The 25,544-nt window shown below is 57.7% G+C and carries 24 protein-coding genes; 8 read left to right on the top strand and 16 right to left on the bottom strand.

Annotated elements, in window-relative coordinates:
- Positions 1 to 12 precede the first annotated feature (12 nt).
- The 10 genes from ACR0FE_RS15535 to ACR0FE_RS15490 all read right to left on the bottom strand — a co-directional run bounded on the left by ACR0FE_RS15535 (position 13) and on the right by ACR0FE_RS15490 (position 10,318).
- Complete coding sequence (locus ACR0FE_RS15535; RefSeq protein WP_480913724.1) at positions 13 to 987, bottom strand: nuclear transport factor 2 family protein; 975 nt, start codon at positions 985 to 987, stop codon at positions 13 to 15.
- On the bottom strand, positions 984 to 2,003 hold the full coding sequence (locus ACR0FE_RS15530) for a LacI family DNA-binding transcriptional regulator (protein WP_480913722.1): 1,020 nt from the start codon (positions 2,001 to 2,003) through the stop codon (positions 984 to 986). Before ACR0FE_RS15530 ends, ACR0FE_RS15535 begins: the two co-directional genes overlap by 4 nt.
- On the bottom strand, positions 2,003 to 2,770 hold the full coding sequence (locus ACR0FE_RS15525; RefSeq protein WP_480913721.1) for an SDR family NAD(P)-dependent oxidoreductase: 768 nt from the start codon (positions 2,768 to 2,770) through the stop codon (positions 2,003 to 2,005). Before ACR0FE_RS15525 ends, ACR0FE_RS15530 begins: the two co-directional genes overlap by 1 nt.
- Position 2,771: 1 nt before the next feature.
- Positions 2,772 to 3,821, bottom strand: coding sequence for an ester cyclase (locus ACR0FE_RS15520; protein WP_480913719.1), 1,050 nt, complete (start codon positions 3,819 to 3,821; stop codon positions 2,772 to 2,774).
- Positions 3,822 to 3,919: 98 nt separating this feature from the next.
- Positions 3,920 to 5,257 (bottom strand): histidinol dehydrogenase, encoded by a 1,338-nt coding sequence (gene hisD, locus ACR0FE_RS15515; protein ID WP_480913717.1) that lies wholly within the window; start codon positions 5,255 to 5,257, stop codon positions 3,920 to 3,922.
- An 11-nt stretch (positions 5,258 to 5,268) separates the two neighbouring features.
- On the bottom strand, positions 5,269 to 5,799 hold the full coding sequence (locus ACR0FE_RS15510; RefSeq protein ID WP_170682669.1) for an ester cyclase: 531 nt from the start codon (positions 5,797 to 5,799) through the stop codon (positions 5,269 to 5,271).
- 135 nt (positions 5,800 to 5,934) lie between these two features.
- Positions 5,935 to 6,816 carry a carbohydrate ABC transporter permease gene (locus tag ACR0FE_RS15505; RefSeq protein WP_170463829.1) on the bottom strand — a complete coding sequence of 294 codons (882 nt, stop codon included), beginning with the start codon at positions 6,814 to 6,816 and terminating at the stop codon, positions 5,935 to 5,937.
- A 9-nt stretch (positions 6,817 to 6,825) separates the two neighbouring features.
- A complete protein-coding gene (locus ACR0FE_RS15500; protein WP_480913714.1) occupies positions 6,826 to 7,857 on the bottom strand; it encodes a carbohydrate ABC transporter permease in 1,032 nt (343 codons plus the stop codon).
- A 71-nt stretch (positions 7,858 to 7,928) separates the two neighbouring features.
- Positions 7,929 to 9,173, bottom strand: a complete 1,245-nt coding sequence (locus tag ACR0FE_RS15495; protein WP_480913713.1) for an ABC transporter substrate-binding protein — start codon at positions 9,171 to 9,173, stop codon at positions 7,929 to 7,931.
- A gap of 98 nt (positions 9,174 to 9,271) precedes the next feature.
- Positions 9,272 to 10,318 carry an ABC transporter ATP-binding protein gene (locus ACR0FE_RS15490; RefSeq protein ID WP_170463835.1) on the bottom strand — a complete coding sequence of 349 codons (1,047 nt, stop codon included), beginning with the start codon at positions 10,316 to 10,318 and terminating at the stop codon, positions 9,272 to 9,274.
- 162 nt (positions 10,319 to 10,480) lie between these two features.
- Here ACR0FE_RS15490 and ACR0FE_RS15485 point away from each other — a divergent pair, with 162 nt between their 5' ends.
- From ACR0FE_RS15485 to ACR0FE_RS15455, 7 genes are all read left to right on the top strand, one after another.
- Positions 10,481 to 11,482, top strand: coding sequence for a nuclear transport factor 2 family protein (locus ACR0FE_RS15485; protein ID WP_480441446.1), 1,002 nt, complete (start codon positions 10,481 to 10,483; stop codon positions 11,480 to 11,482).
- Positions 11,479 to 12,369 (top strand): amidohydrolase family protein, encoded by an 891-nt coding sequence (locus ACR0FE_RS15480; RefSeq protein ID WP_170682666.1) that lies wholly within the window; start codon positions 11,479 to 11,481, stop codon positions 12,367 to 12,369. The genes ACR0FE_RS15485 and ACR0FE_RS15480 overlap by 4 nt, the downstream gene beginning before the upstream one ends.
- Positions 12,366 to 12,842: a thioesterase family protein gene (locus tag ACR0FE_RS15475; protein ID WP_480913709.1), complete on the top strand. Its 477-nt coding sequence runs from the start codon at positions 12,366 to 12,368 to the stop codon at positions 12,840 to 12,842. The genes ACR0FE_RS15480 and ACR0FE_RS15475 overlap by 4 nt, the downstream gene beginning before the upstream one ends.
- A gap of 505 nt (positions 12,843 to 13,347) precedes the next feature.
- Positions 13,348 to 13,830, top strand: coding sequence for a paraquat-inducible protein A (locus tag ACR0FE_RS15470; RefSeq protein ID WP_480492140.1), 483 nt, complete (start codon positions 13,348 to 13,350; stop codon positions 13,828 to 13,830).
- On the top strand, positions 13,791 to 14,441 hold the full coding sequence (locus ACR0FE_RS15465; RefSeq protein ID WP_480913707.1) for a paraquat-inducible protein A: 651 nt from the start codon (positions 13,791 to 13,793) through the stop codon (positions 14,439 to 14,441). The genes ACR0FE_RS15470 and ACR0FE_RS15465 overlap by 40 nt, the downstream gene beginning before the upstream one ends.
- Positions 14,438 to 16,519 carry a PqiB family protein gene (locus ACR0FE_RS15460; RefSeq protein ID WP_480913705.1) on the top strand — a complete coding sequence of 694 codons (2,082 nt, stop codon included), beginning with the start codon at positions 14,438 to 14,440 and terminating at the stop codon, positions 16,517 to 16,519. Before ACR0FE_RS15465 ends, ACR0FE_RS15460 begins: the two co-directional genes overlap by 4 nt.
- Positions 16,520 to 16,521: 2 nt before the next feature.
- Positions 16,522 to 17,085 (top strand): PqiC family protein, encoded by a 564-nt coding sequence (locus tag ACR0FE_RS15455; RefSeq protein WP_480913703.1) that lies wholly within the window; start codon positions 16,522 to 16,524, stop codon positions 17,083 to 17,085.
- A gap of 182 nt (positions 17,086 to 17,267) precedes the next feature.
- Here ACR0FE_RS15455 and ACR0FE_RS15450 read toward each other — a convergent pair whose 3' ends face one another.
- From ACR0FE_RS15450 to ACR0FE_RS15435, 4 genes are all read right to left on the bottom strand, one after another.
- Entirely contained in the window at positions 17,268 to 18,518 is a 1,251-nt protein-coding gene (locus tag ACR0FE_RS15450; protein WP_480913701.1) for an aminotransferase class V-fold PLP-dependent enzyme, read from the bottom strand.
- A 211-nt stretch (positions 18,519 to 18,729) separates the two neighbouring features.
- A complete protein-coding gene (locus ACR0FE_RS15445) occupies positions 18,730 to 19,317 on the bottom strand; it encodes a TetR/AcrR family transcriptional regulator (RefSeq protein WP_480913699.1) in 588 nt (195 codons plus the stop codon).
- A 304-nt stretch (positions 19,318 to 19,621) separates the two neighbouring features.
- On the bottom strand, positions 19,622 to 20,143 hold the full coding sequence (locus ACR0FE_RS15440) for a DUF2141 domain-containing protein (RefSeq protein ID WP_480913697.1): 522 nt from the start codon (positions 20,141 to 20,143) through the stop codon (positions 19,622 to 19,624).
- A gap of 4 nt (positions 20,144 to 20,147) precedes the next feature.
- Positions 20,148 to 21,056 (bottom strand): sterol desaturase family protein, encoded by a 909-nt coding sequence (locus ACR0FE_RS15435; RefSeq protein WP_480913695.1) that lies wholly within the window; start codon positions 21,054 to 21,056, stop codon positions 20,148 to 20,150.
- 238 nt (positions 21,057 to 21,294) lie between these two features.
- On the opposite strand from ACR0FE_RS15435, the gene ACR0FE_RS15430 reads away from it, so the two are divergent.
- Positions 21,295 to 23,046 carry an adenylate/guanylate cyclase domain-containing protein gene (locus ACR0FE_RS15430; protein ID WP_480913693.1) on the top strand — a complete coding sequence of 584 codons (1,752 nt, stop codon included), beginning with the start codon at positions 21,295 to 21,297 and terminating at the stop codon, positions 23,044 to 23,046.
- A 57-nt stretch (positions 23,047 to 23,103) separates the two neighbouring features.
- On the opposite strand, the gene ACR0FE_RS15425 is transcribed toward ACR0FE_RS15430, so the two are convergent.
- Both ACR0FE_RS15425 and ACR0FE_RS15420 read right to left on the bottom strand, forming a co-directional pair.
- Complete coding sequence (locus ACR0FE_RS15425) at positions 23,104 to 24,084, bottom strand: C45 family autoproteolytic acyltransferase/hydrolase (protein WP_170611535.1); 981 nt, start codon at positions 24,082 to 24,084, stop codon at positions 23,104 to 23,106.
- 5 nt (positions 24,085 to 24,089) lie between these two features.
- Positions 24,090 to 25,541, bottom strand: coding sequence for a biotin carboxylase (locus ACR0FE_RS15420; RefSeq protein WP_170611537.1), 1,452 nt, complete (start codon positions 25,539 to 25,541; stop codon positions 24,090 to 24,092).
- Positions 25,542 to 25,544 lie beyond the last annotated feature (3 nt).

Below are 25,544 nucleotides of genomic sequence, written 5' to 3'. Positions count from 1 at the left end.
CGGCACGGCATGCTAGAGATCGCCGGTTTTCAAAAGGATCTGCTTCCAGATCGAGGTTTCGTCAAAGAGGGTGTATTCCCTGCGCAGACCCCAGGGGCCGAACTCGGCCTGGCTGATGCCCAGCACAAAGACCTCGGCCCCGGTTGGAACGCCAAAGACACCCCAGCCGTCGTGCTTGCCGTGCAGCGTCCAACGGATCGCGGCGCGCGGCGGCATCATCGGATCGTCGCGGCCAATCTGATGGTGAATCTTGAATTCTGCATTCGGGAACGAGGCGCGCAGGCCCATCCAGAACCGGTCCACTGGACCCCAGCTATGCCCTGTGGTGCCGCCGGGATATTCCGACAGGACGGCGCGGTCATACTCTGCCTCGATCACACCCATGTCGGCATTCATGATACGGGTCAGGATATCCGCGTATTTTTGACCGCACTCGTTGTCATTGCCATGCCCTTTGTAAGGGCCGGGCTTGTCATTTGCGGGCGTGTAGGGTTGCACGCAGGCGTCTGGCCCACCTTCACGGGCGATCAGGTCTCGGGCGTATTCCTTGGGATCCCAGCCCATCTGCTGGACAATCGCGCTCTGGTCGCGGATCAGCCATTCGTCGTTGATCTGGTTGTTGATGGCGTGGCAATCGGCAAGAATTCGGTAAACCAGCTTTTTCCCGGTCGCCTTACCGTAAACGCCATCGCCCAGATGGGTCGCCGTTGACAGCAACCGGTGCGAGGACAGCATCCCTTCTTCCGGGGTTCCGGACCAGATCACATCCTCGCCCAGAAGCGTACGGTCGGGAAACTCGGCAAGGGTGGCCATCGTGGCGGCGATAACGCCCTGATTGCCCACCACAACCGATCCAGGCGAGCGCACCACGATGTCCGGCGCGTAATAATGATGCAGCGTGGCTATGCCGCGATCTTCCCAGATCTCCTTGGTGATGCCGATGATGTAATCGGGAAAGTCTTTGAATTTGGGATCAAACCCCTTCATGTCTTCCATCCTTCAGGTATGCGGGCCGAGCCGCGAACAATAAGAGGTCCGTCAATCTCGACCCGGCGCGGACTGACATCAGGATCTTCGATTTTGCTGAGCAGAATATCGACGGTCTCAGCGACCATGCGGTTGGCGGGTTGGCGAATGGTGGTCAGGTTGTACGCCGGCCATGACGCCACGGCGACATCGTCATATCCGATGACCGAAACGTCGCCCGGAACATTCAAACCCAACTCGAACCGCAGCGTGTCCATCACTGAAATGGCCATGTGATCGTTGGCGACAAACACCGCATCAGGCGCATCGTAGTTGAACATCTTAAGCGTCGCTTGCCGGGCTTCTTCCGCCACAAAATTCCCGATTTCGCGGGCGTGCAACGTAACACCGGCCTCCTGCAGGGCCGCAACGAACCCGGCTTCGCGATCCCTCTGGGTCGAAGCACCTTCCCATCCCGCGACGTAACCGATCTTTTGGTGCCCGCCGGCCAACAGGAACTCGGCGGCCTTTCGTCCTCCGGCCACGTTGTCGGACGTAACTGACGACATGGCAGTATCGTCTTGCGCCCGATTGAACAGCACCATCGGTACGCCTGCGGTTCGGCAGCGGTCGGACAGATCCGACGACAGTGCAACCGAGGCCGCGATGATCCCGTCGACCTGAAAGTCGAGTATTTCCTCGACCACATTGTCGATATTTCCAGCCTGATGCGAGGCCATGAAAATCAACACGTGGTACCCACGCTCCTGCAACGTGTTTGTCAGTTTTTCAAGCGCTTCGGGGTAGAACTGATTGTTCAGATAGGCGACAACAAGCCCGATGATCCGGCTTTTCCCGGACACCACGGCGCGGGCCAGAACGTTCGGGCGATACCCCAGTTCCTTGGCGGCCTTGCGCACTTTTTCCACGGTTTTCTTTGATGCAGATGCACCAGGGGTGAAGACCCGGCTGACCGCAGACTGGCTGACCCCTGCGAGGCGGGCGACTTCCAGTGATGTAACCTTTTGTGTCGCCATCAGTCCGCCGTCCAACCCCCGTCAACCATCAGCGCCGTGCCGGTCACCAAGGCCGATGCATCCGACGCCAGGTAGACCACCGCCCCCATGATGTCCTCAATCTCACCCGGGCGGCCCAGCTTGATCTTGCCCAGAATCCAGGTTCGTTTGTCCGGATCGTCGAACGTGGACCTAGTCAGGTCGGTCAGGATGAATGTGGGACAGATGGTGTTGACGCGGATCTTTGCGGACCCAAACTCCAGCGCCATCGCCTTTGAAAACCCCTCGACCGCGAATTTCGACGCGCAGTACACGGCGCGTTCGCGGCCCCCGACATGACCCATCTGGCTTGAGATGTTGATCAGCGAACCGGGGCGACCGACTTCCAACAACCCTTTGGCAACGGCTTGGGTCAGGAAATAGGCCCCTTTGACATTAACGCCCATGACTGCGTCAAAACCATCCGGTTGCGTGTCCACAGCCTTGCTGTGGCGGGCAAGGCCGGCCGAGTTCAGCAAAATGTCGAAAGGTCCGTTTTGCGCCACGGCCGCGGCTGTGGCTGCAACGTCCGAGACGTCCAGCTCAAGTGTCTTGGCTGACCATCCGCGCGCTGACATCTCATTCGCGATGTCTTGCAACGCGCCAACGCGGCGCGCTGCCAATGTGACCTCAGCACCATGTTCCGCAAGGGCTACAGCGCAGGCCATGCCGATGCCAGATGAGGCGCCGGCGACCAGAGCGCGCTTGCCGCTCAGACTGAAACTTGGGGTGCTGGGGAATTGGGGCATATCAGACCTCGCCGACCGGGAACGGAATTGTGCCCGGAACACGTGCCTTGTTGAACTCGCGCAGGCGGGCAAAGACATCTACGCCCAGTTGGCGGTAGGCGTCCAGCAGATCGACCATCACCCAGTTTTCGCGGATCAGGCCATCCTCGAGCCGCCAGAAATCAAGGCTGCGCATGGTGATCCGCTTGCCGGACGGCGCAATGCCCATCCAGCCATCATGCGTGACGGTCTGGATCATGTCCGGCCAACCGGTCACGGCGGCATAGTCGCCGTCGCCAAAGAAATGGTAGGTGATTTCATCGACGTATTTGCCGCGGTCGGGCATACCGTTCAGAAAGGGGATCTGGTGCCAGTTGCGGAAACCCGCGATGCCGCGCCCGGTTCCAATCCCGGCGGGGCCGTACCAGTTCATGCGCGGATGCCAGAACTTCTCCATCTCCATCACTTCAGGTCCACCCTGGCTGGGGTGTTTCTTCAGATGGTCCAACATGTCGACGATATGGGCGCATGAAGTCTTTGACTTCGCTTCATCCCACGGACCTGGCACCATCCCGTCCAGCGTCGCTGGGCCGGGAATACAGAACTCCAGCCCCAGTGACGGGGCCATCGGCCAGGCCTTGGCCTGCATCATCACTTCGGGGATGTCCCAGAGCGTCTGGATTTCCACAACCTTGTCGCCTTCGAAGCGGTAGAATTCGTGGAACCGCATATGGGTCAGATGCCCCGTCGGCGGGATGTCCAGCCAGGGGGCGACGAAGGTACCAACGTAGTGGCCGCCACAGCCGACCCAATCATTGCCCTGTTCGGTCCCGCCACCCATGACGATCCAGTCACGACGCTCCAGATCGGGCATGGATCTCAGCAGCGGCGCGTAGCAAGTGTCATAGAGTTCCTGCGGTCCGGTTAGGTCACCAAACGGGTGCGGCATGTGAACGATGGCATCCGGCGCGATCACCGCACCCAATGCCGCGCGAACGCCGGTTTCATCGAAGTTGTACATGGCCTCGCGCAGGGGCGCGATCAGGGCCTTGTGGGTAGAGTGTTTGTCCATTGCGAAATCTCGCATTGCTTTTACTGCTTACTTCAGAAATTCCGTGACGCCCGGGCCAACCCCGGGCGCTGGTTTGACAGCGATTTCCGCCGCGCCTGTCAGGAGGCCTCGGCCGTCTCGCGATACACAGCACCCTCGCCATATGGCACGTTGATGCCGCCAAAACGGCGGACGCGGATGTTGCACTGTTCGGCGTGGCCGACAAAACCTTCCAGCATGCAAAGCCGCGAACCGTATTCGCCGACCATTGTTGCGGCCTCGTCGGTCAGAACCTTCTGATAGCTGTGAGTTTTCAGGAACTTGCCCACCCAGAGGCCGCCAGTGTAACGCCCGGCTTTCTTGGTCGGCAGCGTGTGGTTGGTGCCGATTACCTTGTCGCCATTGGCAACGTTGGTGCGTGGCCCGAGGAAAAGCGCGCCGTAGCAGGTCATGTTTTCCAGGAACCAGTCATCGCGGTCGGTCATGACCTGAACATGCTCGGACGCGATGTCATCAGCGACTTGCAGCATCTCGTCATAGGTATCGCAGACGATGACCTCGCCATATTCCTCCCAACTGACCTTGGCGGTACCGGCGGTGGGCAGGATGCCGAGGATACGGTCGATCTCGCTCAGCGTGTCTTCGGCAAGCTTGCGCGAGTTGGTGACCAGAACGCAGGGGCTGTTATAGCCATGCTCGGCCTGCCCCAGCAGATCGGTGGCGCAAAGCTCGGCATCGGCTGCGGTTTCATCGGCGATGACCATCGTCTCGGTCGGACCCGCGAAAAGATCGATACCGACGCGGCCAAACAGCTGGCGCTTGGCTTCGGCAACAAAGGCATTGCCGGGTCCAACCAGCATGTGAACCGGATCGATGGTTTCCGTACCGATCGCCATGGCGCCAATCGCCTGAATGCCGCCCATGACATAAATCTCATGCGCACCGCCCAGATGCATCGCCGCGATTACGGCCGCGTTCGGCTTACCCTGAAATGGCGGCGTGCAGGCGATGATCCGGGGAACACCCGCAACCTTTGCCGTTGCTACCGACATATGCGCCGAAGCGACCATCGGGAACTTGCCACCGGGCACGTAGCAGCCCACGGACTGCACCGGGATATTCTTGTGCCCCAGGATCACGCCGGGCAGGGTTTCAATCTCGATGTCCAGCATCGAGTCGCGCTGCGCCTGTGCGAAATTCATCACCTGCTTCTGGGCGAACTTGATATCGGCCAGTTCACGCTCGGACAAAGACGCAATCAGATCGTCGATCTGTTGCTGGCTCAGGCGAAAGCTTTCGGGCGAGTAGCTGTCGAATTTCTCCGACAACTCGCGAACCGCGGTATCGCCTCGGGTTTCGATATCCTTCAGCGTTGCCTCGACAACGGCGCGGGTTTTGGCATCGTCGTCGGCCCGGTCAGCCTCGGGTTTGCCGCGTTTCAGGTGTTCAATTGCCATTGTCCTAATCCTCAGTTTTCGGGCCGGGGCGGAACCTTCTCTCCCCGGTCAAATGCTTCCCAGCCTTCGCCATTGAACAGATCAACGCCCAGCTGCGCGGCAACGTGGGCAAAATCGACATTCACCCAATTGTCGACGATCTTGCCGTCAACGACTTTCCAGAAGTCCATGTAGCGGATCTCGACCCGCTTGCCGGTGGGGGCGATGCCCAGAAACTCGCCCGAATGTGTCGCCTCCTGCCGGCCAAAGGCTGCGGCCCACTCGCCCATGTAGAGGCGCGCTTCGTCGATGCAGGTCTTGTCGGAAAACGCCGCCTGAAACGGGCGCTGCCAGTTTTCCTGAAATTCCTTCAACCCGGTCTTGGTGCCGCAGCCCTGGTTGCCCAGCCAACGGAACCCTTCCGCGAAAAACTCGCCGATATCGTCGATGCGGTGGTCGTTCAAACCGTCGACCATCCCCTCGATCACGGCCCGGGTTTGTTCGGTTTTGCTCATGTCCGTGTCGCGTGTCAGCACGGCCTGTTCAGGGCGGGAACCCTTCATGTCTCTATTCCTTATCTGGTTGCCAAGAGGTTTTCTGTGAGGACGGGGAGGGTTAATCGGCCGTCAGAAAATCCCTTGGCATCCGGTTGAGCGCCGGGTGGCGCGCAATGGCATTATGTCTTGCAGATGCACTCATCAGCCCTTGACCGCCCCTGCTGTCAAACCGCTGACAATCTGACGCTGGAAGAACAGGATCAGGACGAACAGCGGGGCGGTGGCCGAAACCACGGCGGCGACCGCGTACATGACCTTGCCTTCAACCTGCGTGGTGCCCATGAAGCTGTTGATGGCGGGAATGATGGTCTCGTTCTCTTCACTCAGCAGCATTACGGCCACGGTAAAGTCGTTATAGGCCAGCAGGAAACTGAACAGGCCTGTGGTGATCACGCCGGGCCACATGACCGGGACAATCACATGCCGGAAGGCCTGAAACCGGGTGCAGCCATCAACCATGGCGCTTTCGTCCATGTCCTTGGGAATGTTCTTGAAGAACGAGTGCAGCATCCACAGAGTAAAGGGCTGGTTGATCGCCACAAGCACGATGATGGTGGTCGGCAGGATGCCCCAGACATTCCACTCGAAGAACCACAGCAGGTAACCCGAGACCAGCGTCATATGCGGCATCGCGCGGAAGACCAGCGCAGCCATCAGGATCCAGAACGCATAGCGGAAACCGGATCGCGCCAACGCATATCCCCCCAGCGTTCCGAAGGTCAGCGAGATCAGCACGGTGAAGAAGACCACAATGCCGGTGTTCTTGAAGTTGAACCAGAAATCTTCCAGAACCCACGCCCCGTGATAGCCGGCACCGGTAAAGGCGCTGCCGGTTTGCTCAATCGTGTTGGCACCCGTCAGGGCGTTCATCCAGTTGGCCTTGGACAAGAAGTCGGCCTGTACCTTGAAGCTGCCCCAGAAGGTCCAGAAGAACGGGAAGGCAGCGATCAGCAGCCAGAGGGCCACGAAACCGTAAGAGAACAGCTTTAGCGGGGTCATGCGGGATTGTGCTTTGGTCGCCATGTCGTGTCCTCAGTGAGATTTACGGGTGAAGTCGCGCCAGGTGCGAACAAGCACCGGTGACATCAGGATGACCGCAAGGATGATAGTTATCAGCGAAGTCGCACCTGCTGAGGCATAGAGCGGATTGCCGCTTTCGCGCAGATCGTTGTAGATGATCCAGCTGAGCGACTGTGCGTGGGCCTCGGCTTTGAAGCTGACGATCGGCTCAAAAACGCGGAAGTTATCCATGATCAGCATGAGCGTCACAAACGAAACCAGCGGCATCAGGTGTGGAACGATCACATGGATCAAGCGCTGCCACTTCGTCGCGCCATCGATCTGTGCCGCTTCCATCGTATCATCGGGGACGGTTTGCAAACCCGCGTAGAAGGTGATGAAACTGAACGGCAGGGTATGCCACACGCCGTAAACCATCAGCATGGTCCATGTCAGCGCCGTCGACGCCTTAAGGCTGAGTGTCGGATCATTGAATATGCGTTGAATGGTGGCGCCGATAACACCATCACCATCGACCATCCAGAACAGGATCAGCGAGCCGACAAGCGGTGTGACAAGAAACGGCAGAAGCGAAATGAAGATCGCAACCCCTTTGAGCGCGCGGGGCAGGTTATTGACGCCTACGGCAATGGCCAGCCCAAGGGCCAACACCAACGGCGTGACAATAAAGGTATAGGCCAGGGTGAATGTCAGGGCGCTGTAGAACGGCAGGTTATACACCTTAGCCCAAAAATCACCCAGGCTTTCAGAGCTTGCCCACGCTTCTCCGATCTCGGCAAAAGCCAGGTGTGAACGGTTGATGTAAGTGCCCAGACCGTTAAACCGCCCAAGGGGTTGTTCTGCGCGCAGCTTTGCAGTGGCCTCGGTGTCGACCGTGGTGGTCGGGGTACACCCAAATGGTCCGCAGCTTTCAGAAACCAGCAGAACCTGCTCATGCGCGACAAACAGCGATTGGACGAAAACCGAGACGATCGGCAGAGCGATGAAAAGGATCATCGCGGAAAGCGTGGGCAGAATGAACCAGAAAAAGGTGCGGTGCTTCATGGCGTACGTCCCAGTCTTTAGTCCGGAAAAAGATGAGGGGGGCAGATTGCGCCCCCTCAAGTCGGGGAGTGTTACTTGAGAAAGCCGGCTTCCTTGGCCGACGTCCGGTAGGCGGCTTCGACATCCGCCAACGCCTGTTCAGCGCTTTCGTCACCCTTCAGAAAATCCGCCAGCTCCGCACCAAGTGCCGCATGCAGAAGGCCAATTTGCGGGATCATCGGATAGGGCTTCGCACCACCGCTAACGGTCTCTGCAACCCCTGCCGCAGCCGGTCCGGGCTGGAACCCGTCAAGCAGCCAGACGGCATCATCGTTGTTTGCTGCAACCATTTCCGGGGTCAGGGCGCTGATCAATGCCGCAAAGGATGCCTCGGCCTCTTCATCCGACACGTTGGATGCGATGGTAATACCGTCCCACCACAGCGTGGCAGATGGAATCGATCCGCCGCCAACGGTTGGTGCAGCCGACAAAACTGTATTCGAGGTCACCTCTTCGGTGGACCCTTCATCATCCAGAATTGGCGCGCCGCGCGAACCCCACATGACGGCCAGAGCCGCCTGACCGGATTCCCAGAGGCCCTGCGTTTCGTTTGACGCGTGGGTCAGGTGGTCGGGATGGGCGTATTCCGCCAGAGCCTTCATGACTTCCAGTGCGGCCACGCCTTTTTCGTTGTTGATCGACGGCTCGGCCGAACCGGGTACAAAGAACTCACCGCCATGACCGAGATAGATCATGTTGAACACCTCGGCCAGGTTCCATCCGGTCTGAAGGTTCATTGCGATCGGATGTTCCATGATACCGGCAGCACGGATTTTCTCAGCGGCTTCAAGAACCTCTTCATAGGTGGCCGGGATGCCGTCGAAACCAGCTTGTTCCAGGATATCCTTGCGCGAGAACAGGTGCTGCGAGTTCGCCATGAAGGCCACAGCCATGACATTGCCATCGATGGTGATCAGCAGGTTCGGCGGGATGCTGTCTTTGTATTTTTCGACCAGATCGTTCAGCGGCCGCACCAGACCGTCGTTCATCAGCTGGGTCAAAGTCGAGTTGGCCAGGATCACCGATGTATATTCCGACGGGTTCGGGGTCAGAGCGGCGTTCATGATCGAGCGCGCTTCGGTGGTGTGGTTGGTGTTGAATTCAGCCGCGGCCCCACCACAATTGGCTTCGGCGGCTCCCGCGACGGCGTGGATTGCCGGAAAGTCACTGGCCAGAATGCGGATCGATTGCCCCTCGGGGCCGCAATTGGCGGCATAAGCTGCCGAGCCCATCAGGCCCACAAAGGCGGTTGCTGTAGCGAAATTTCTTAGGAACATTTCTGTCTCCCTGTTGTTTTGAGAATTTGAGCGCGAGGCCCGTTCGCGCATGAAGTTCTGTTGCCGGGGTTCGCCCCGATCATTGAGCAGGGCCGTGTTCAGATCCGGGCGCCGGTCTTGCCATCAAACAGATGGCAGATTTCGGCCGGAACCGAGATTGAAACCATGTCGTCGATCTCTGCCCGGAAATTCTTGTCTGCCTTCACCGAAATGAGGGCACCGCCAACGCGAACCGAAATCATAGTGGCGTCCCCCAGCAATTCCTGCGTGTAGATCGGGGCGTTGATCTGCCCCTGCCCTTCGGCAGCAAGGCCGGCATCTTCGGCCCGGAAGCCTAATGTCAGCGGGCCGTCCGGAGCGTTCAGCCCGGAAATTTCAACGTTTTTGGCCGTGAAGGTGCCGCCCCGTGCCTCACCTTCCATCAGGTTCATCGCAGGGTTGCCGATGAAGCTGGCGACAAAAGTGTTGGCCGGAGTGTCGTAAATGTCGGTCGGGCTACCAACCTGCTGCACCACGCCCTGTTTCATGACCACAACACGATCGGCCAGCGTCATCGCTTCGATCTGGTCGTGGGTCACATAGATCGTGGTCACCGCCAGTTCGTGGCTGAGGTTCTTGATCTGTGCCCGGGTAGACACGCGCAGCTTGGCGTCAAGGTTGGACAGCGGCTCGTCCATCAGGAATACGTTCGGCTCGCGCACGATGGCGCGGGCAAGCGCGACGCGCTGACGCTGACCACCGGACAATTCCGCAGGCTTGCGATGCAGGAAGTCGTCCAGTTCCACCATTGCCGATGCACGGCGTACTTTTTCGTCATGCGTGGACGGGTCGATTCCGCGGACCTTCAGCGGGAACCGGATGTTCTCGTAGACGTTCATGTTCGGGTACAGTGCATAGGACTGGAACACCATCGCCACGTCACGATCCTTGGGCTCCATGTCGTTCACACGAGTCCCGTCGATCAGAATGTCGCCCTCGCTGGCATCTTCCAGACCGGCGATCATGCGCATGGTTGTCGTCTTGCCGCAGCCTGACGGGCCAAGAAGAACCAGAAACTCCTTGTCGGAAATCGTCAGGTCAAAATTATCAACCCCCACAAAAGAACCCCAACGCTTTCCAACATTGCGAAGTTGAATTTCGGCCATTCTGCCCTCCCAGCTGGACCTAGCGTGCATACGTTTGCAAAAAGCATAGACAGCAAAAGAAACATCTGGCAAGTTTTTTTTGCATGCGCATGCAAAATCACCCCTTGCCATCCTTGGCATACAGCTCCATCCCAGCGCTTAGAGCACTGAAAGAAATTGAAAATGTCCTACGAAGCCCAAAAAGCCGTCGTCGTCGAGTACTACGAAGCACTCAGCAAGAACGGAGAATCGGCCGCCGCTGACGCGATGTCCGAGTTCTGTGCCGAAGACTACCTGTGGCGCGGATTTCATCCGTTTGATGAATTGCATGGCACGGACACGGTGGTACAGAGATTCTGGCAACCTCTAAGGCACAGCCTGCGGCATATGCAGCGACGGATGGACGTGTTCATGGCCGGCCGAAACGAGATGGACGGATTTTCCTCGGTTTGGGTTGTTTCCATGGGCCATCTGATGGGGCTGTTCGACAATGCGTGGCTGGGCATCGCCCCCACAGGCAAGATGGCGTTTCTGCGATATTGCGAGTTCAACAAGGTCGAGAACGGCAAGATCACCGAGACGGCGATGTATTTCGACATTCCTCATCTCATGATGCAGGCCGGGTTGCGGCCATTCCCGCCGCAGACCGCAGCTCAGCTTGTCCAGCCCGGGCCGATGACTCACGACGGTCTGATGTTCGGACCCCAACCCGCCGAGGAAGGAGAACGGACCCTGGCGGCCATCAACGCCATGATTTCCGATCTGGGCCAATGGGATAGCGGTCTCAGCCTTGAGGACGAGCTGCGGCGCACATGGTGCGAAGACATGATCTGGTGGGGTCCGTCCGGTATCGGTGCAACCTACACGATCGAGCGTTACGCACAGCAGCACTCAGGCCCCTTCCGCGCAGGCTTCGCGGACCGGTCGAAAACCAAGCACATTTGTCGGATGGCAGAAGGTTGTTATGGCGGGTTTTTCGGATGGCCGAATTTCACGGCCCGTCCCACCGGCGGGTTTATGGGGATGCCTGCCACCGACAAAGCTGCCGAGTTCCGGGTGATCGACATCTATCGCCGCAAGGGGGATAAACTTGCCGAGAACTGGATTTTCATCGACCTTCTGCATTTCTGGAAACAACAGGGTGTCGACATTCTGGGGCGCATGGCAAGGGTACCGCGAACATGACCGGCTGGATTGACGCGCATCACCACCTTTGGGATCTTACCGCGGTGCATTACCCATGGCTGATGGCGCGCGGGGTGGACAGGTTCTTTGGTGACCCGACACCCATTCAGCGGGATTACCAGTTGACCGAATTTCGCGCAGACGCCGCAGCCTGCGGCATCCGCGCTTCGGTGCATATCCAGGTGGGGGCCGAGAACGGTCTGGACGAAGCCAGATGGGTTCAATCCGTCGCCGACGCCTCCCCGGACTGGCCGATGGCGCAGGTTGTGTACTGTGACCTGACGTCGTCCGATCTGTCCGACCTACTGGACACATTTCAGACCCTGCCGACTGTGCGTGGCGTGCGCCAGATCGTCGGTCGCGCGCCCGGAGAGGACGCGCAAACCGGCACCAATGCTTTGCTGGACGATCCACACTTCCTGGCTGGCTTGCAAGAAGCCGGACAACGAAAGCTCAGCTTCGATCTGCAACTTATTCCTGAATTGATGGAGAAGACCGCCCGCGTTCTTTCGCAGGCGCCGGAGACGCCGATTGCGCTCTGCCATGCCGGATCGCCCCATGACCGCAGCCCAACGGGCCTGAAAGACTGGGCATTACAATTGCGCGTCCTGTCCGACTTGCCGCATGTAACCTGCAAGCTGTCCGGTCTGGGCATGTTCGATCACACCTGGACCACCGACAGTATTCACCCCATCGTGGAAGTCTGTCTTGAACAATTCGGACCAGAGCGGGTCATGTTCGGATCGAACTTCCCGGTCGACAAACTCTACAGCGATTACGCGACGCTGGTGCAGGCTTACCGTGATCTGATTCCGGCTGAGGTTCAGGCGGCCGTATTCCATGATACTGCCGCGCGGTTTTATGACCTGAAGGCCCCAACGGCATGATATTCATCTTTGAAACTACCGTGAGGCCCGAGTGGATCGACTACAACGGCCACATGCGGGATGCCTATTACGGGCTGGTCTTCAGCCTTGCCGTCGATGCAATGCAGGATGAGGTCGGCTTTGATGCCGATTATCGCGCGCGCACCGGATGTACGATCTACCTGCTGGAAGATCACAAGTTTTTCCTGCGAGAAGTCAAGGAAGCGGACCGGCTTCGCATTGAAACCCGAGTTCTGGACTGTGATGAAAAACGCTTTCATCTGCACATGAAGATGCTGAACAAAGGTGAGCTATCGGCCGTTTGCGAGTTCATGGAGCTTCACGTCCAGCAAATACCAAGCCCTCATGCTGCACCGATTCCGGCAGACATGCTGCAGCGATTGCAGAAGGCGAAATTGCCAGATCGGGAAGCGGCAGAGCTTGAGTTCCGTTCACGCCCGATGACAACTGGGCGCATCCCCCGATCAACATGACTGCAAAATCAGTAAATCAGCTTGCAGGAAACTGAGGATTGGCGAACGATCCCGATCCTAATGAACGAGCACGCATAGTCATATCCGCGGACCTGCGCAAGTCGTCCCGAAGAGAACAGCGGGAAGACGCCGCTCGATTGACAAGACAGGCACATCGGCCTCATGGCAAAGGCATCAGCCTATCCACGCAGTCGTGTTCAAAGTCAGCTCCGCGAAAGCTGACCAAGTGATTTAAGCTGACCGATTTCAAAAAAACATCTGTCAGGATAAATCAATATGATCTAAAGCACACATCCTAGGTGCACCTTTTTTGGTCCGTCCCAAGGCAAGCATTGGGGGAGAAGGTCAGATAACAAACGCGTCTCATGAACCTGTCACCCCGACGGATGTGATCGTGTGCCCGAACTGTGATGCCGCATTTCGGCTGGTTAAGCCCGAATTCGCCGAGCGTGCCAGATGCGCCAGATGTCACACTGTGCTCATTACTCCGAAGCGGAAGGCCGGTATGCAGATCATTGCCCTGGCTATTTCGGTCGCTGTACTTGTGGTCGCTGCAATGTTCTTTCCGTTTCTCACCGTCCGGGCGGGTGGCGTTCACAACTCGGTGTCGATCATGAGCACCGCGCTGGCGTTCCGAGGCGGCATTTACGGCCCTCTCGTGTTGGCCATGATCCTGCTGATCGTTCTGATCCCGCTGGCCCGCGCAGTCCTCAGCATCTATGTACTTCTGCCGATCGTGCTGGAACGCCCTTTGCTTCCCGGGGCAAAGCCCGCGTTTCGATGGGTCGAAGCGCTGCGCCCCTGGTCCATGGCCGAGATTTTTGTGTTGGGCTGCGCCGTTGCGCTGACCAAAGTTGCTGACGTCGCCGAAATTCAGTTCGGCGCCGCCTTCTGGATGTTCACCGCACTTGTCCTGCTCGTCATCGTGCAGGACAGTCTTCTGTGTAGATGGTCTGTATGGAACTCTCTGATTCATCCCAGAAAATAGTCAGCGCGCGCGAGCTTGGGCTGGTCGCCTGCCGATCCTGCACAAAGGTGCATCGCCTGGGCGAAACCCGCACTTGTCAAAGATGCGGGCGAAAACTCCGGTCGCGTGATGAAATGGCGATCCAGCGCGTTTGGGCATGGTGGTTGGTCGGCGTCATGGCGTACATCCCGGCAAATCTGTACCCGATGCTGGAAACACGCACGCTTTTCACCCGGCAAGCAGACACCATCGTGGGTGGGGCCGTGGATCTGATCCATCACGGCGCATTCGGAATTGCGGCCATAATCCTGCTGGCCAGCGTCGCCATTCCGTTGGGCAAGTTTGCCGCCATCGCCCTATTGGCGCTCAGCATATCCCGCCGGTCTTCACTCTCCATGACGCAGCTCCGACTGGTGCACGAGGTCGTGGAATACGTGGGCCGCTGGTCGATGATCGACATTTTTGTAGTTGCAATCCTGTCCTCTCTGGTTCAGCTCAGCAGCCTGGCATCGATCAGACCCGGCACCGCCAGTCTCTTTTTTGCACTCTCGGTGATATTCACCATGCTCTCCGCCCAAAACTTTGATTCAAGGTTGATCTGGGATTCACGCCGACGTCAGGAAGCCAAATGAACGATATTCCCGATGTACCGATCGAACAGCAACCGCGCCGGATATGGGACCGTGTGTCGCTGATATGGGTTATCCCGATTGCAGCGATCGCGGTCGCGCTGGCGGTTGCATGGCAGTCTCTTTCCAGTCAGGGCCGGGTAATTCATGTCACATTCGAGGACGGCGCGGGCCTTGTCGCAAATTCGACCGAGCTGCGCTTTCGGGACGTGGCTGTAGGGTTGGTCGAAAAGGTCGGCCTGACCGAAGGGCTTAAGGCCGTCGAGGCACAAATCCGTCTCAGCAAGGAGATTTCGCCATATGTCGATGCTTCCGCCCAGTTCTGGGTGGTTCGGCCTGAACTCACCACTCAAGGCGTGTCGGGACTCGAAACGGTTCTAAGCGGCGTCTACATCGAAGGCAGCTGGGATGCGAATTCGGGCGAACCGACCAAACTCTTCAAAGGCAGACCGCAGCCGCCATTGTTCCGGGCAGACAAGCCCGGATTGCAGCTGACCTTGCGCAGCTCGGCCCGTGGCCAGTTGACGGATGATGCGCCCATTCTTTTTCGTGGCATCGAGGTTGGGCGGGTCGGCAAAGCCTCGATCGATCCGCGCGGAAATTTTGCCGTGGCCGAGGCGATCATCTACAATCCGCACCAACGTCTCATCAATGACACGACGCGGTTCTGGGACACGTCCGGTTTCAGTATTTCTGTCGGCGCGGCCGGGGCATCTGTCGATTTCACTTCCATAGCCAGCCTCGTGGCAGGAGGCATCACATTCGACACGTTCGTGTCAGGAGGCTCGGCCGTATCTGACGGTACGTTGTTCCAGGTCTATGAAGACTCCGAAGCCGCACGGGACAGCATCTTCAACCAGTCGCAGGTCGATGAACTGTTTGTCAGTGTGATCTTTGACGACAACATCTCGGGCCTCAGTGTGGACGCCCCCGTCGAACTGGCGGGTCTGAGGATTGGAACGGTGAACAGCGTCATCGGTCTTATTGATGAGGAGGCCTTCGGGGACAACCGGGTGCGCCTGAATGCGGTCCTGGCCATACAGCCGACGCGTCTTGGCCTGCCAGATGAAGTTTCACCCGCTGCCGCGCTTGAGTTTCTGAAAACGCGGGCCGACGAGGGGATGCGCGCGCAACTGGCCTCTGCCAGCCTGCTTTCCGGTGGCTTGAAGGTGCAATTTGTCGACAACACCGATGATGATCCGTTCGACTGGAATGAAACCGCCGAAGGGATAACAATCCTGCCCACCACTCAGAGCGAGATACAGTCGGGGGAAGCCTCGGTCGAGCGTGTTCTGACGCGTATCCAGGCGCTTCCGGTCGAAGAGTTGATGTCCAGCGCCGTCGCGTTTCTTGACACTGCTCGCGCTTTTGTGGCCAGCGACGCAATCCGGGAAACGCCCGAAGACCTGCGTAAGCTGCTGGCGGCGGCCACGGCGGTGGTTGAATCTGACGACGTTCGCTCGGTCGCGGGGAATATCAACAAACTGCTGGATCAGGTCGATGCAATGTTGACCGAACTCAGGACCGAGCAGGTCACACAGCGCCTGCTCGGCGCCGTTGATGCGGCGAGAAACGCCATGGAATCCGTGGACACATCCATTGCCGGCCTTCCAGAGCTGTTGTCGAGCCTGAACACTCTGGCTTCGAGGGCCAGTGCATTGCCCCTGGACCAGTTGGTCACCGAACTGACCGGGATTGTCGCAACATTGGATGAGCTCATTCAAACCGAAGGCGTTCAGGACCTGCCTGTGCAACTGAATGCGACACTGGCCGAAGTCAACGCCGCTTTGGTCGATTTGCGCGAGGGTGGCGCGGTCGACAACGTAAACGCAACCCTGACCTCGGCGCGCAATGCCGCCGACGCGATTGCCAGCTCGACCAGCGAACTGCCCGCTCTGGCCGAGAGAGCCAGCAGACTGATGGACGAGGCATCTGCCACCATCAGTGGTTTCAACAAGGGTGAAGCACTCAGCCGCGATGCACGAGCGGCGCTGCGCGACATTCAGAAGGCGGCCAATGCCCTTGCGGCGCTGCTTCGAACGCTGGAACGCGACCCAAGCATATTGATCAAGGGACGATAGACATGCCGCTACAAAAATTCCTCACGTGCCTGAGCCTGGTGCTGTTGGCGGGCTGCGGCGGGCTGAACGACCGGGTTTCAGTCAATGAACCAACTTTGGAAGGCCGTGTCAGAATAGGCGTTTCATCGCTTGAGATCAAAGAGCCATCGCTGCCCGGCTATGCCGTGGCGGACGAGATTTCGATCGAGGGCGAAGGCGGTCTGCTGGTTACCGAGGGGTCGGTTCTCTGGGCGGACAAACCTTCACGCGCGATTGCGCTGGAACTGACCCGTCACCTCACCGGCCTGACCAGAACTCGGATTGCATCCTCACCGTGGCCATTCGAGGAACCGCCTGCAGGAATTCTGGACCTGCGGTTTGAGTCCTTCGTGGCGCGGGCCGACGGCACCTTTTTTGTCTCAGGGCAGTATTTCCTCGGTCGGCTCGACGGCGGGCGGGAACGGTCGGGGTTGTTTGAACTGGTTGAGCCGATCGGTGAACCGCTTGACAGCACCAACATCGCCAAAGCCCGGGGCCGAGCCGTTGCAAATCTTGCCCGGTTCCTGGCGAACAATGCACTGAAATAGTCCTTTGGCCGGGCGGTTGTCCATGGGACAAGGGGAACGCGCAAAGGGGTGAAGGCAGGTCAGATACGGGCGTTTTGAGGGCTTCATTCCAGCGCACCGCGCTCCAAACGAGCGCAAACCAGGCCTGCCCCGATCACTGCTGCCCAGACATGCGTTTTCAAAGGGCGTTCCCGCCTGCGGATTCAGGCGGCGATGGATTTCATTGCGCCCAGGAACTGGGCGACTTCGGCAACGCTGTTGTAGTGGCACATCGACACGCGCACACAGCTGTCCAGGCCAAGCGGCGTCAGGATATTGCCAGAGTAGTGATCTGCCTTGCGCAGATGCGTTCGGATACCCTGCTCGTTCAGCATTCGCACCACATCGACTGAAGGCACACCCTCGACCCGCAGCGACACCAGACCTTCGCGCGCCGGGTTGTCGATGCCGCCCAGAATGGTCACCTTCTCCATCTCGGCCAGACCCGGCAGGTTGCCGGTGCCGTGGATCATCGCATCCGTCAGCGCCTTTTCCTGCGCGTGGATCGCCTCGCCCGCCGCAACGAACTTGGCCCGCCGGTCGGTGGCGTCGCTGACCTGCTCGCCCAGCCACTCGAAATAGCTGACCACGTCGGACATGGTGGCGTAAGATCCGGTGTCGCGGGTCCCCATCTCCCAGTTGTCGGCAGGGCCATCCAGCAGGCTGTTATGCGGCAGCGCCGTCAGCCGGTCCGAGATCCAGGCAACCCCATAGCCATGGCGCGAAAACACCTTGTAGGGCGAAATCACATAGCCATCCACACCATAGGCCGTCAGGTCGATCCGGCCATGCGCGGCGTGCTGGATGCCGTCGACGATGATGTAGCATTCGGGCGCAACCGCCCGGATGGCTGCGGCCACGGCCGCCACGTCGACACCCATGCCGGTGACGGGTGAAGTATGAACGATGGTTGCAACCTTAGTGTCGGGTGTGACTTTTGCGGCATAAGCCTCGGCAGTCACGGTACCAGTGGCATTGTCATGCGCGACCAGTACATGGTTCTGCCCAGCGATACGCGCCCAGCGGTCACAGGCGCTGCGGGTGGCCGGGTGTTCCAGGGTCGTCCCCAGAACCTGACCCGCGCCGGTGCCCAGACAGGCGTTCATGATCAGGCGGAACAGCAATTCGGTGCCACTTTCGCCCACAAAGAACTGCCCGCCCGGCGCATTCATGAACACGGCCATATCTTCCTTGGCCGTGTTGATCACGCGTACCAGCTCATGGCTGCCCGGGTTGTCACGCCCCTGATTGTCGGGAATTGCCGTATAGTCCTGCGAGGTTTTCACCACTGAGTTCAACGTCAGCGCGCCGCCCGCGTTTTCGAAGAAAATCCGGGGTCCCTGTTGCGGGCAATGGTCGACCTGGGCAAAGCGATCGCGGATCTGCTCAAGCAGCGGTGTGTTGATCTCGGGCATGGGGACTCATTCGTGTAAATACTTCTGTCTGACATATACTGTTCGCGGGCCCAGTTTCCTCACAAAAAATGAATGGGCAATGCCTTTGCATTTTTCATGCTTCATCGGACGATCAGGTATCGGCAGCCCCGACCAACGAATACGGTGCCTGACTTTGGTAAGCTGGCACCCGAATTCCCGTGAACCTCCCTTTATTTCGATGCTGTCCCTCTCAAGGGCTTCCAAGCGACTGCGCCAACTTCACAGCCCCCAGATAGGCCGATCGACGCCAATCGGGCGGGGGGTTCAGCGGCGACAAGGCATCGGCCGTAAGATAAAGGTCGACGACTCCGTGCGCCACTGTCTGGACATCCTCCGGGTCCGCCGACGGATACTCTTTCTGGACGATTTGGCGGGCAAGCGCGTAGAACTCAGCCATAACACCCGTCAGAATTTGTCTGAGGTCCGGGCACTGTTCCACGACCATAACCAATGCCTGATAAGCGTTGTTCAGTCGCGTGTCAGTTTCGCTTTCCTCGCTGAACAGGGCGTCCACAAAGTTCATTAGCCCCGGATAATCCTGCAAAGCTGTTCGCAAATTCTCCAAAGAGATGCGCTGTTCTTCCACAACATGCAGGGCCAAGGCGCGTACCATCTCGTCTCTGTTTCCAAGATGGTGCCGTATCAACGGCCGCTTAAGTCCGGATTCCTCCGCAATCCTCTCCAGCGTTGCGCCCTCAACCCCGAAACGGGCCACCAGCGTCATGAATGCATCCAGCACTTCGGCTTTACGCTGTTTCTGAACCGAGGGACGCCCCATTGGTATTTCTCCGTCTCTTCAATTTCGAACCGGGCGGATCCGTCCAATCAGACCGTCAACTATTCTGAACTGCCCAGTGTCTGGCATACCGGAACTATGCTTTTTCCAGCTATTTTTCATCAAGCGCAAAGCTGGCGTATGTACATTTTGCCGCCCGCCTTTAGGCATTTGCAAGCCCCGCGATACCCGAGGGAAGTGAGTAGCGCCCTGACCCGCTGATTGGCAGCCCAACGCCCGGGGCAAAGCGGCGTCACCACACCGAAATGCCCCGGTTCGAGACAACCATAACCTACCGGCAGGATGATCAGAACCAACCCGTAAAATACTGATCTGGCCAGTAAAAGAACGCCAGATCCACCGGAATACCCGGGCTGATCAGTGAGTACTCGAATACAGGGTCATCGTAGAGATCATTCAATCCGGAAACCGCATAGCCTTCCGTTGGCGTCCAGCTCTCATCAAGACCCATCTGGTAGTCACTGTCTTCGTCATGAAAGGCCACCACGCTGTAGTAGTTGTCATTCAGGTCCGGGAAATCGACGCGCTGCGGTTCCGTGCTGGCGGGAAGCGTGACGTAGCCAACCGCCGTGCTGAAATCAAGCGCGTCAAAGGAAGCCGCGTTGTCAAAGGCCATGACAACAAACTGGCCTCTGTCGTTACGAGCACTGTGCAGGTTAATCACCAACCCACTGTCCGAAGACGTACCGGTCGAGGATGCCGATGTCCGGGGGATGTCCGTACCAAATCCCGAGGCCATCCAGGCTCCGCCGACGAACAGGGCCGTTGTTACCAGCGCAGCGACCATTCTCTGTGAATTTGAAGGCATGGCTTTAACCCCGTTTATCGCTTGCCGAAGCGTTGGCGCCTTGTTTTTGGGGTCGCCAGCCCGGCGGACCAAACAGAACCCCCAGCTTGTTTCGGAACCCCGGCATTTGCCAGGCGTCGCCAAAGGCACGGGCAAAGCCATGAAAAAAGGCGACAAACGGATTGACCGAATTGATCGGCGTAACCAGACCGTAGGTGACCTCTTCTTTTTCTTCTTCGAACGTGCCGAACATGCGGTCCCAGATGATGAAGATTCCGGCGTAATTCTTGTCCAGATACTTGCGGTTGGACCCGTGATGCACACGGTGATGCGACGGCGTGTTCATTATGTATTCAATGGGTTTCCAAAGCTTGCCGATGACTTCGGTGTGCAAAGCGGTCTGGTAGAGTTGCACCAGCAATTCCGCGACCAGGACAACAAATGGATTGAAGCCCAAAAGCACCAGGGGAATATGAAAGAACAAGGGCCAAAACCCATCCAGCGGACCATGCCGGTAGGCTACCGAAATGTTGAAGAAGGGTGAGCTGTGGTGCACCGAATGTGTGGCCCACAAGATGTTTATCCGATGCAGGATACGATGCTCCCAATAATAGGCCAAATCCGCGAGGATCAGCACAATCAGGAACGAAGCCCATGTGGTGGGGATGTCAAAGAACGCATATTGAGACGCCCAGACATAGGCTCCGACGTAGAAGCCGGCCATCAAAACAAAAGTGATCGCAAGGAAGAAGCCCAGCGTGATGAAGTTGGTGACGGTATCGCCCACCATCTCGAAGGTCAGCTTTTTGCCAATCGCGTAACGCGCAAGTTCAAACACCAGAAAACCGATCGCAAAGACGAAAAACCAGTCGTCGATCATCGTCTCCCAATAGCTGATCTGGAAGTCGCTGACATACGTGTTGAGGAAGTCCATTTAGGTAGATCCTGTTAAATTGTCTTTTTTGACAATTAAAGAGTTTTAGCCCCGTGTCAAGTGGCCCTCACGCCAACGCTCGACCTTGATGTCGACACAGCCCTATCCATTGCGCTGTCTTGCGATCATGCTCGACATCGGTAATTCCTGAAAGAAACCGTTCGTCAAAACAGACACCTACCCATTACAAGTTTAGCAAATGCCCAAAGCTGGCCCGCAATCAAAAGTCCGAATTGGAATGTCAACGCTTCTGGCGCTGGCCATAGGCGGGTTGGTGGCGCTTTCGGTCAGTACGGTGCTTCTGGTATCAACCTACGCCAATGTTCAAAACACAACTGAATTGTGGAACACCTCAGCGTCGATGATCGTCGAGTCAATTGAGGACAGGGTCGTTAGCCTGACGACCCCTATCGAGGAATTGGCGAACTCTCTCCAGAAAGATGCAAGTTCGGGCGACGTCGAATTGTCCAACACTGACTTTCTGAAGGCATATTTCAAGGGCGTCGCAGCCTCCGCCCCCTATCTGACGGACCTTGCCGTTGTTTACCCGGACGGCAGCCTTTTTGTGACCAGTCAAATCGCCGATTCAGACGGAATTTCCTTTGTCACCATCACAGAGCCCCCGGTGGATGGGCGATTGCGGTATCTTGAAGATATCAAAAGTTATGAGAGCCTGTTCTGGAACGAACCGTTTTTTGAAGAAGGCAGGACGCATATTTCGGCCACCGTACCGGCGTATCGGGACGATGTGTTCCTAGGTGCCATATTTGTGTCTTCAACCGTGCATCATTTCTCGGACATCATCGATGAGTTGGGCAGCAAATTCGGCGCGACCGGTTTCATTCTCTATGGCGACAACCGCGTCCTGGCACATCCGAAGCTGCTGAACCTGTCCGGAAGTTCCTTAAGTCCGGACACGCCTTTGCATTCAATCGCTGCGCTCGATGACGCGGTGATCTCGCAAGTGCTAAAACAAGACCCCGAGTTTCAGGGGGGCGACAGCTCTTTTGACGGCTACGTAGTGGAGAACGCAACCGGTGAGTACTTGGTTCTGACCAGTACTTTGGATGAGTACGGTTCGGAACCATGGGTCATTGGCCAGTACTCCCCGCTAAGCGATTGGAGCAGTCAATGGAAGCGCCTCAGCTACACTGCCTTTGTCAGCATTGGGTTCCTAATAGCGTCAATGATTGCGGCGATTGTGCTGGCCAGAAAGCTTTCGGCCCCAATCAAAAAATCAACCGAAGAAGCCATCAAGATCAGCGAACTCAATCTGGATCAGATCGACTATCTTCCCCCCTCGCGCGTTGAGGAGGTAGACCTGCAGGCCGTGGCATTCAACAAGATGCTCGACGGGTTGCGCTGGTTTGAAACCTATCTGCCCCGCACTCTGGTGCGGCAATTGTTGAATTCCGGAGACCCTGATGTTGTCCGGCCTCGCGAGGTCGAGCTGACTGTCATGTTCGCCGACATTGTGGGCTTTACGGCTGCGTCAGAAACGATGACACCGCAGGCCACGGCCGACATGTTGAATAGCCATTTCGCGATTCTGAACCGTTGCATCCAGGCCGAGGGTGGAACGCTCGACAAGTATATCGGCGACGCCGTGATGGCGTTCTGGGGCGCTCCTCAGGAACAGGTCGACCACGCCGAGCGGGCCTGCCGCGCAGCGGTGGCCATCAAGCAGGCGCTGGCTGAGGCGAAAGTTGGCTATGGCCTGAAGATTGCGATTCACACCGGTCCGCTCATCGTCGGGAATATCGGAGCAGTCGAGCGGATGAATTACACCGTGATCGGAGATACGGTTAACACCTGCGCGAGGATAGAGACTTTGGCCGGTGATCTTGCCACGGAAGAGCCGACCAACATCCTGGTCAGCGATGCAACTGCGCGACGCCTCAGCGCGTCATTCCAGCTGGAACATGTCGGCGATTTCCATGTGAAAGGTCGGTCGAAACAGGTGACCGTCTACCGGGTCAAAACTGAATAAATGATGGGATCAGTGGTACTGTATTGGAACTGCCCGCCCTGTCCGATCTGTCAAGTTTCAGACCGGATCCCGTGGGTAAATGACCTGCAGGCTGTCCGTGTGAAATTGACCAATGCTCTTTTTCCATCTCCGGCCCGGCCACAGCAGTTCGGCTGTCAGATCGTGGGGATGGTAGGCTGCGGTGTAAAGGGTTCCGAACCCCTGATCGAAAGCCAGTGAATACAGCGGCGGCTTCAGAAAAGACCCGACAAAAACCTCTTTCGTCTCTGGGTGCAAAGTCAGGCGATGCAGCAGGAAACGCTCACGCTCGACCGTGGCGGTAAGGCGTGCATGGCTTTTCCATTCCACGCGCTCCTGATGGTTGGTGGAAACAGCAGCATGGGTGAAAAGCGTCGGCCGGTCCGGTGCAAGAAACGCCGTAAAGAACTGCCGGTCCCGGTTCAGGACCGTAACGTTGTAGCTCATGTGGCACGGGACCCGTAGCAGAACCTCTTTCGCCTCTTCCAGCGTCGAACATGTCTGCAACAGGTATCGCAGGATCAGGGGAACCCCAAAGCCTTCGCCGACCGCGCGGCGGCCACCGAATGTCAGGGAAACGGTTAGCCCTGCATCATTCATGCCATCCAGCAATCCAAACAAGCCATCCGAGGTGCCCATGACCTGACGCCCGTTCCATCCGGTCTTCAGGAATATTCCATCAAAGGCCGACGGGTTGTAGTCGTAGTTCCGCACCATCAACGGTTCTGGCCCCTGCCAAATCGCCTGGCTGCACCCCGCCAGATAGCGCGGCGGGCAAAAGAAGCTCAGGAACCGCGCCTCCAGATCGCCGGCGCCAAAGGCGGCGCACAGCATATCATACGGCTCGAGCATTTCCGGCATATATGTTTTCAGCGCATGACGGCACTCGGAATATGTCGGGCGTGATGACAACCCTTCGCTTGCCCACCATTTAAGGTAGGCATTTCGATATTCGGAGAAAATCCCGGACAGTTTCTGTCCGGGTTTCTTTTCTTCTACGGCGCGAAAGGTTAATTTCATGCACTCTACATAATCTTAAACGCCGGATCCTCAAATGCCTGAGCCGATGGCAGCGGACGTGCCGAGAACGCGTTCTTGATGCCATTGATCCAATGCTTCGACTTTGCCGTAAGCTGAAAACCCTTGGTCATCGACCGGCCGCGTGTGACCAGGATGCCCAGATCGGCCCCTTCGTACCGGTAGTCGCCAACATTCGATATCCGCAAAAAGAACGCTTCGTCTTCGCTTTCCACCGCGCGCCGGTGATAGTCGAACCGGTCGAACACCACCCGCCCGTCCGGCAACATCTTGTAGATCCCGGATTCCGGGGCATTGGTGATGATATCGACCGTGTCCTCGGTGTGCTTGATCACCATTTGCGACCAGGAATCGATCATATCGGGATCGGCCCAGCGTGCGTTCAGCTCTTCGACACCCAGGTTGAACGGCTTTTTCGAGAACTCCAGCAGGTGAAACAGGAACAGCGGCGCATCAGCATGCGCGAAAGCCGCGTGGTTGGTCATCGAGGACGCGCCCGTGATCCGGGGGTTGAGCTCGCCCAACCAGATGTCGCCGGTCTTTTTGTCGATCAGGAAATCCAGTTCGAAATAGCCGCGATATCCTTCCTTGCGAAGTTGTTCGCCAAATTTGAACGTCAGTTCCCGCGCTTTCTCGCGCGTCTTCGGCGGGAACGCAGTCGAGAAAATCTCGTTTCCGCACCAGCCTCCGCGATAGGGGGTCAATTCCTTGAACCCGACGAGTTCCGTCATCAGGGGGCCGACAATCGTGCCTTCGGACGTGGCGCAGGCTTCGATCGCCGAACCCCGGCAATCGATGCGTTTCATGATTTTGATTTCGCCCTGGCCCACGATCTCATGTTCGTGTTTGCGGAAATCGGCCTCGGACTTGATGAAAAAGGTGGTGTGGCCCGAGTCTCCAAACGCACTTTGCAGGACAAGATCATCGCCGAGCCCCGCCTTTTTGCAGACCTTTTTCAACTGGTCATAGCTGTCGACCTTGGACAGCGTGTTGGGAACCGACGGGACACCCGCTTTGTTGCCGACCCGGACAGTTTCGATTTTGTTGTCCATCTTGGTACGCAGCTTCGCCTTGGGGAACCAGACCTCGCCGCCCAGTTCCTTAACCAGTTTTTCCGTCTTTTCGTCGAACATCAGGAAAACGAATTTCGGCTTGCCGCCGCGCGCCTTGACGTAATCGACAACTTCCTTGTGCTGAAGCAGATAGTTGTTGATGTCTTCGATCGACTGAAACTCGTCATGGGGAAGTTCGGAAGGAACCAGAACGTTGGGATGGCGTCCGTCAAAGCAATCCATGTAGCAGATGTACTTGAAATTCTTGACCCATTCATCCAGACCGAGCAGGTTGAAATTGGTCGCCGAGACAAAGTAGATCGGGTCCGAATTCGTGTGAAAGTAACGACGGATTTCCGAAATGTTCTTGAGTACCTTCTTGGGCATTTA

The sequence above is a fragment of the Ruegeria sp. K7 genome (assembly GCF_056531785.1).
The sequence above is the reverse complement of the archived record's forward strand: the minus strand, read 5'-3'. Positions and strand labels throughout refer to the sequence as shown.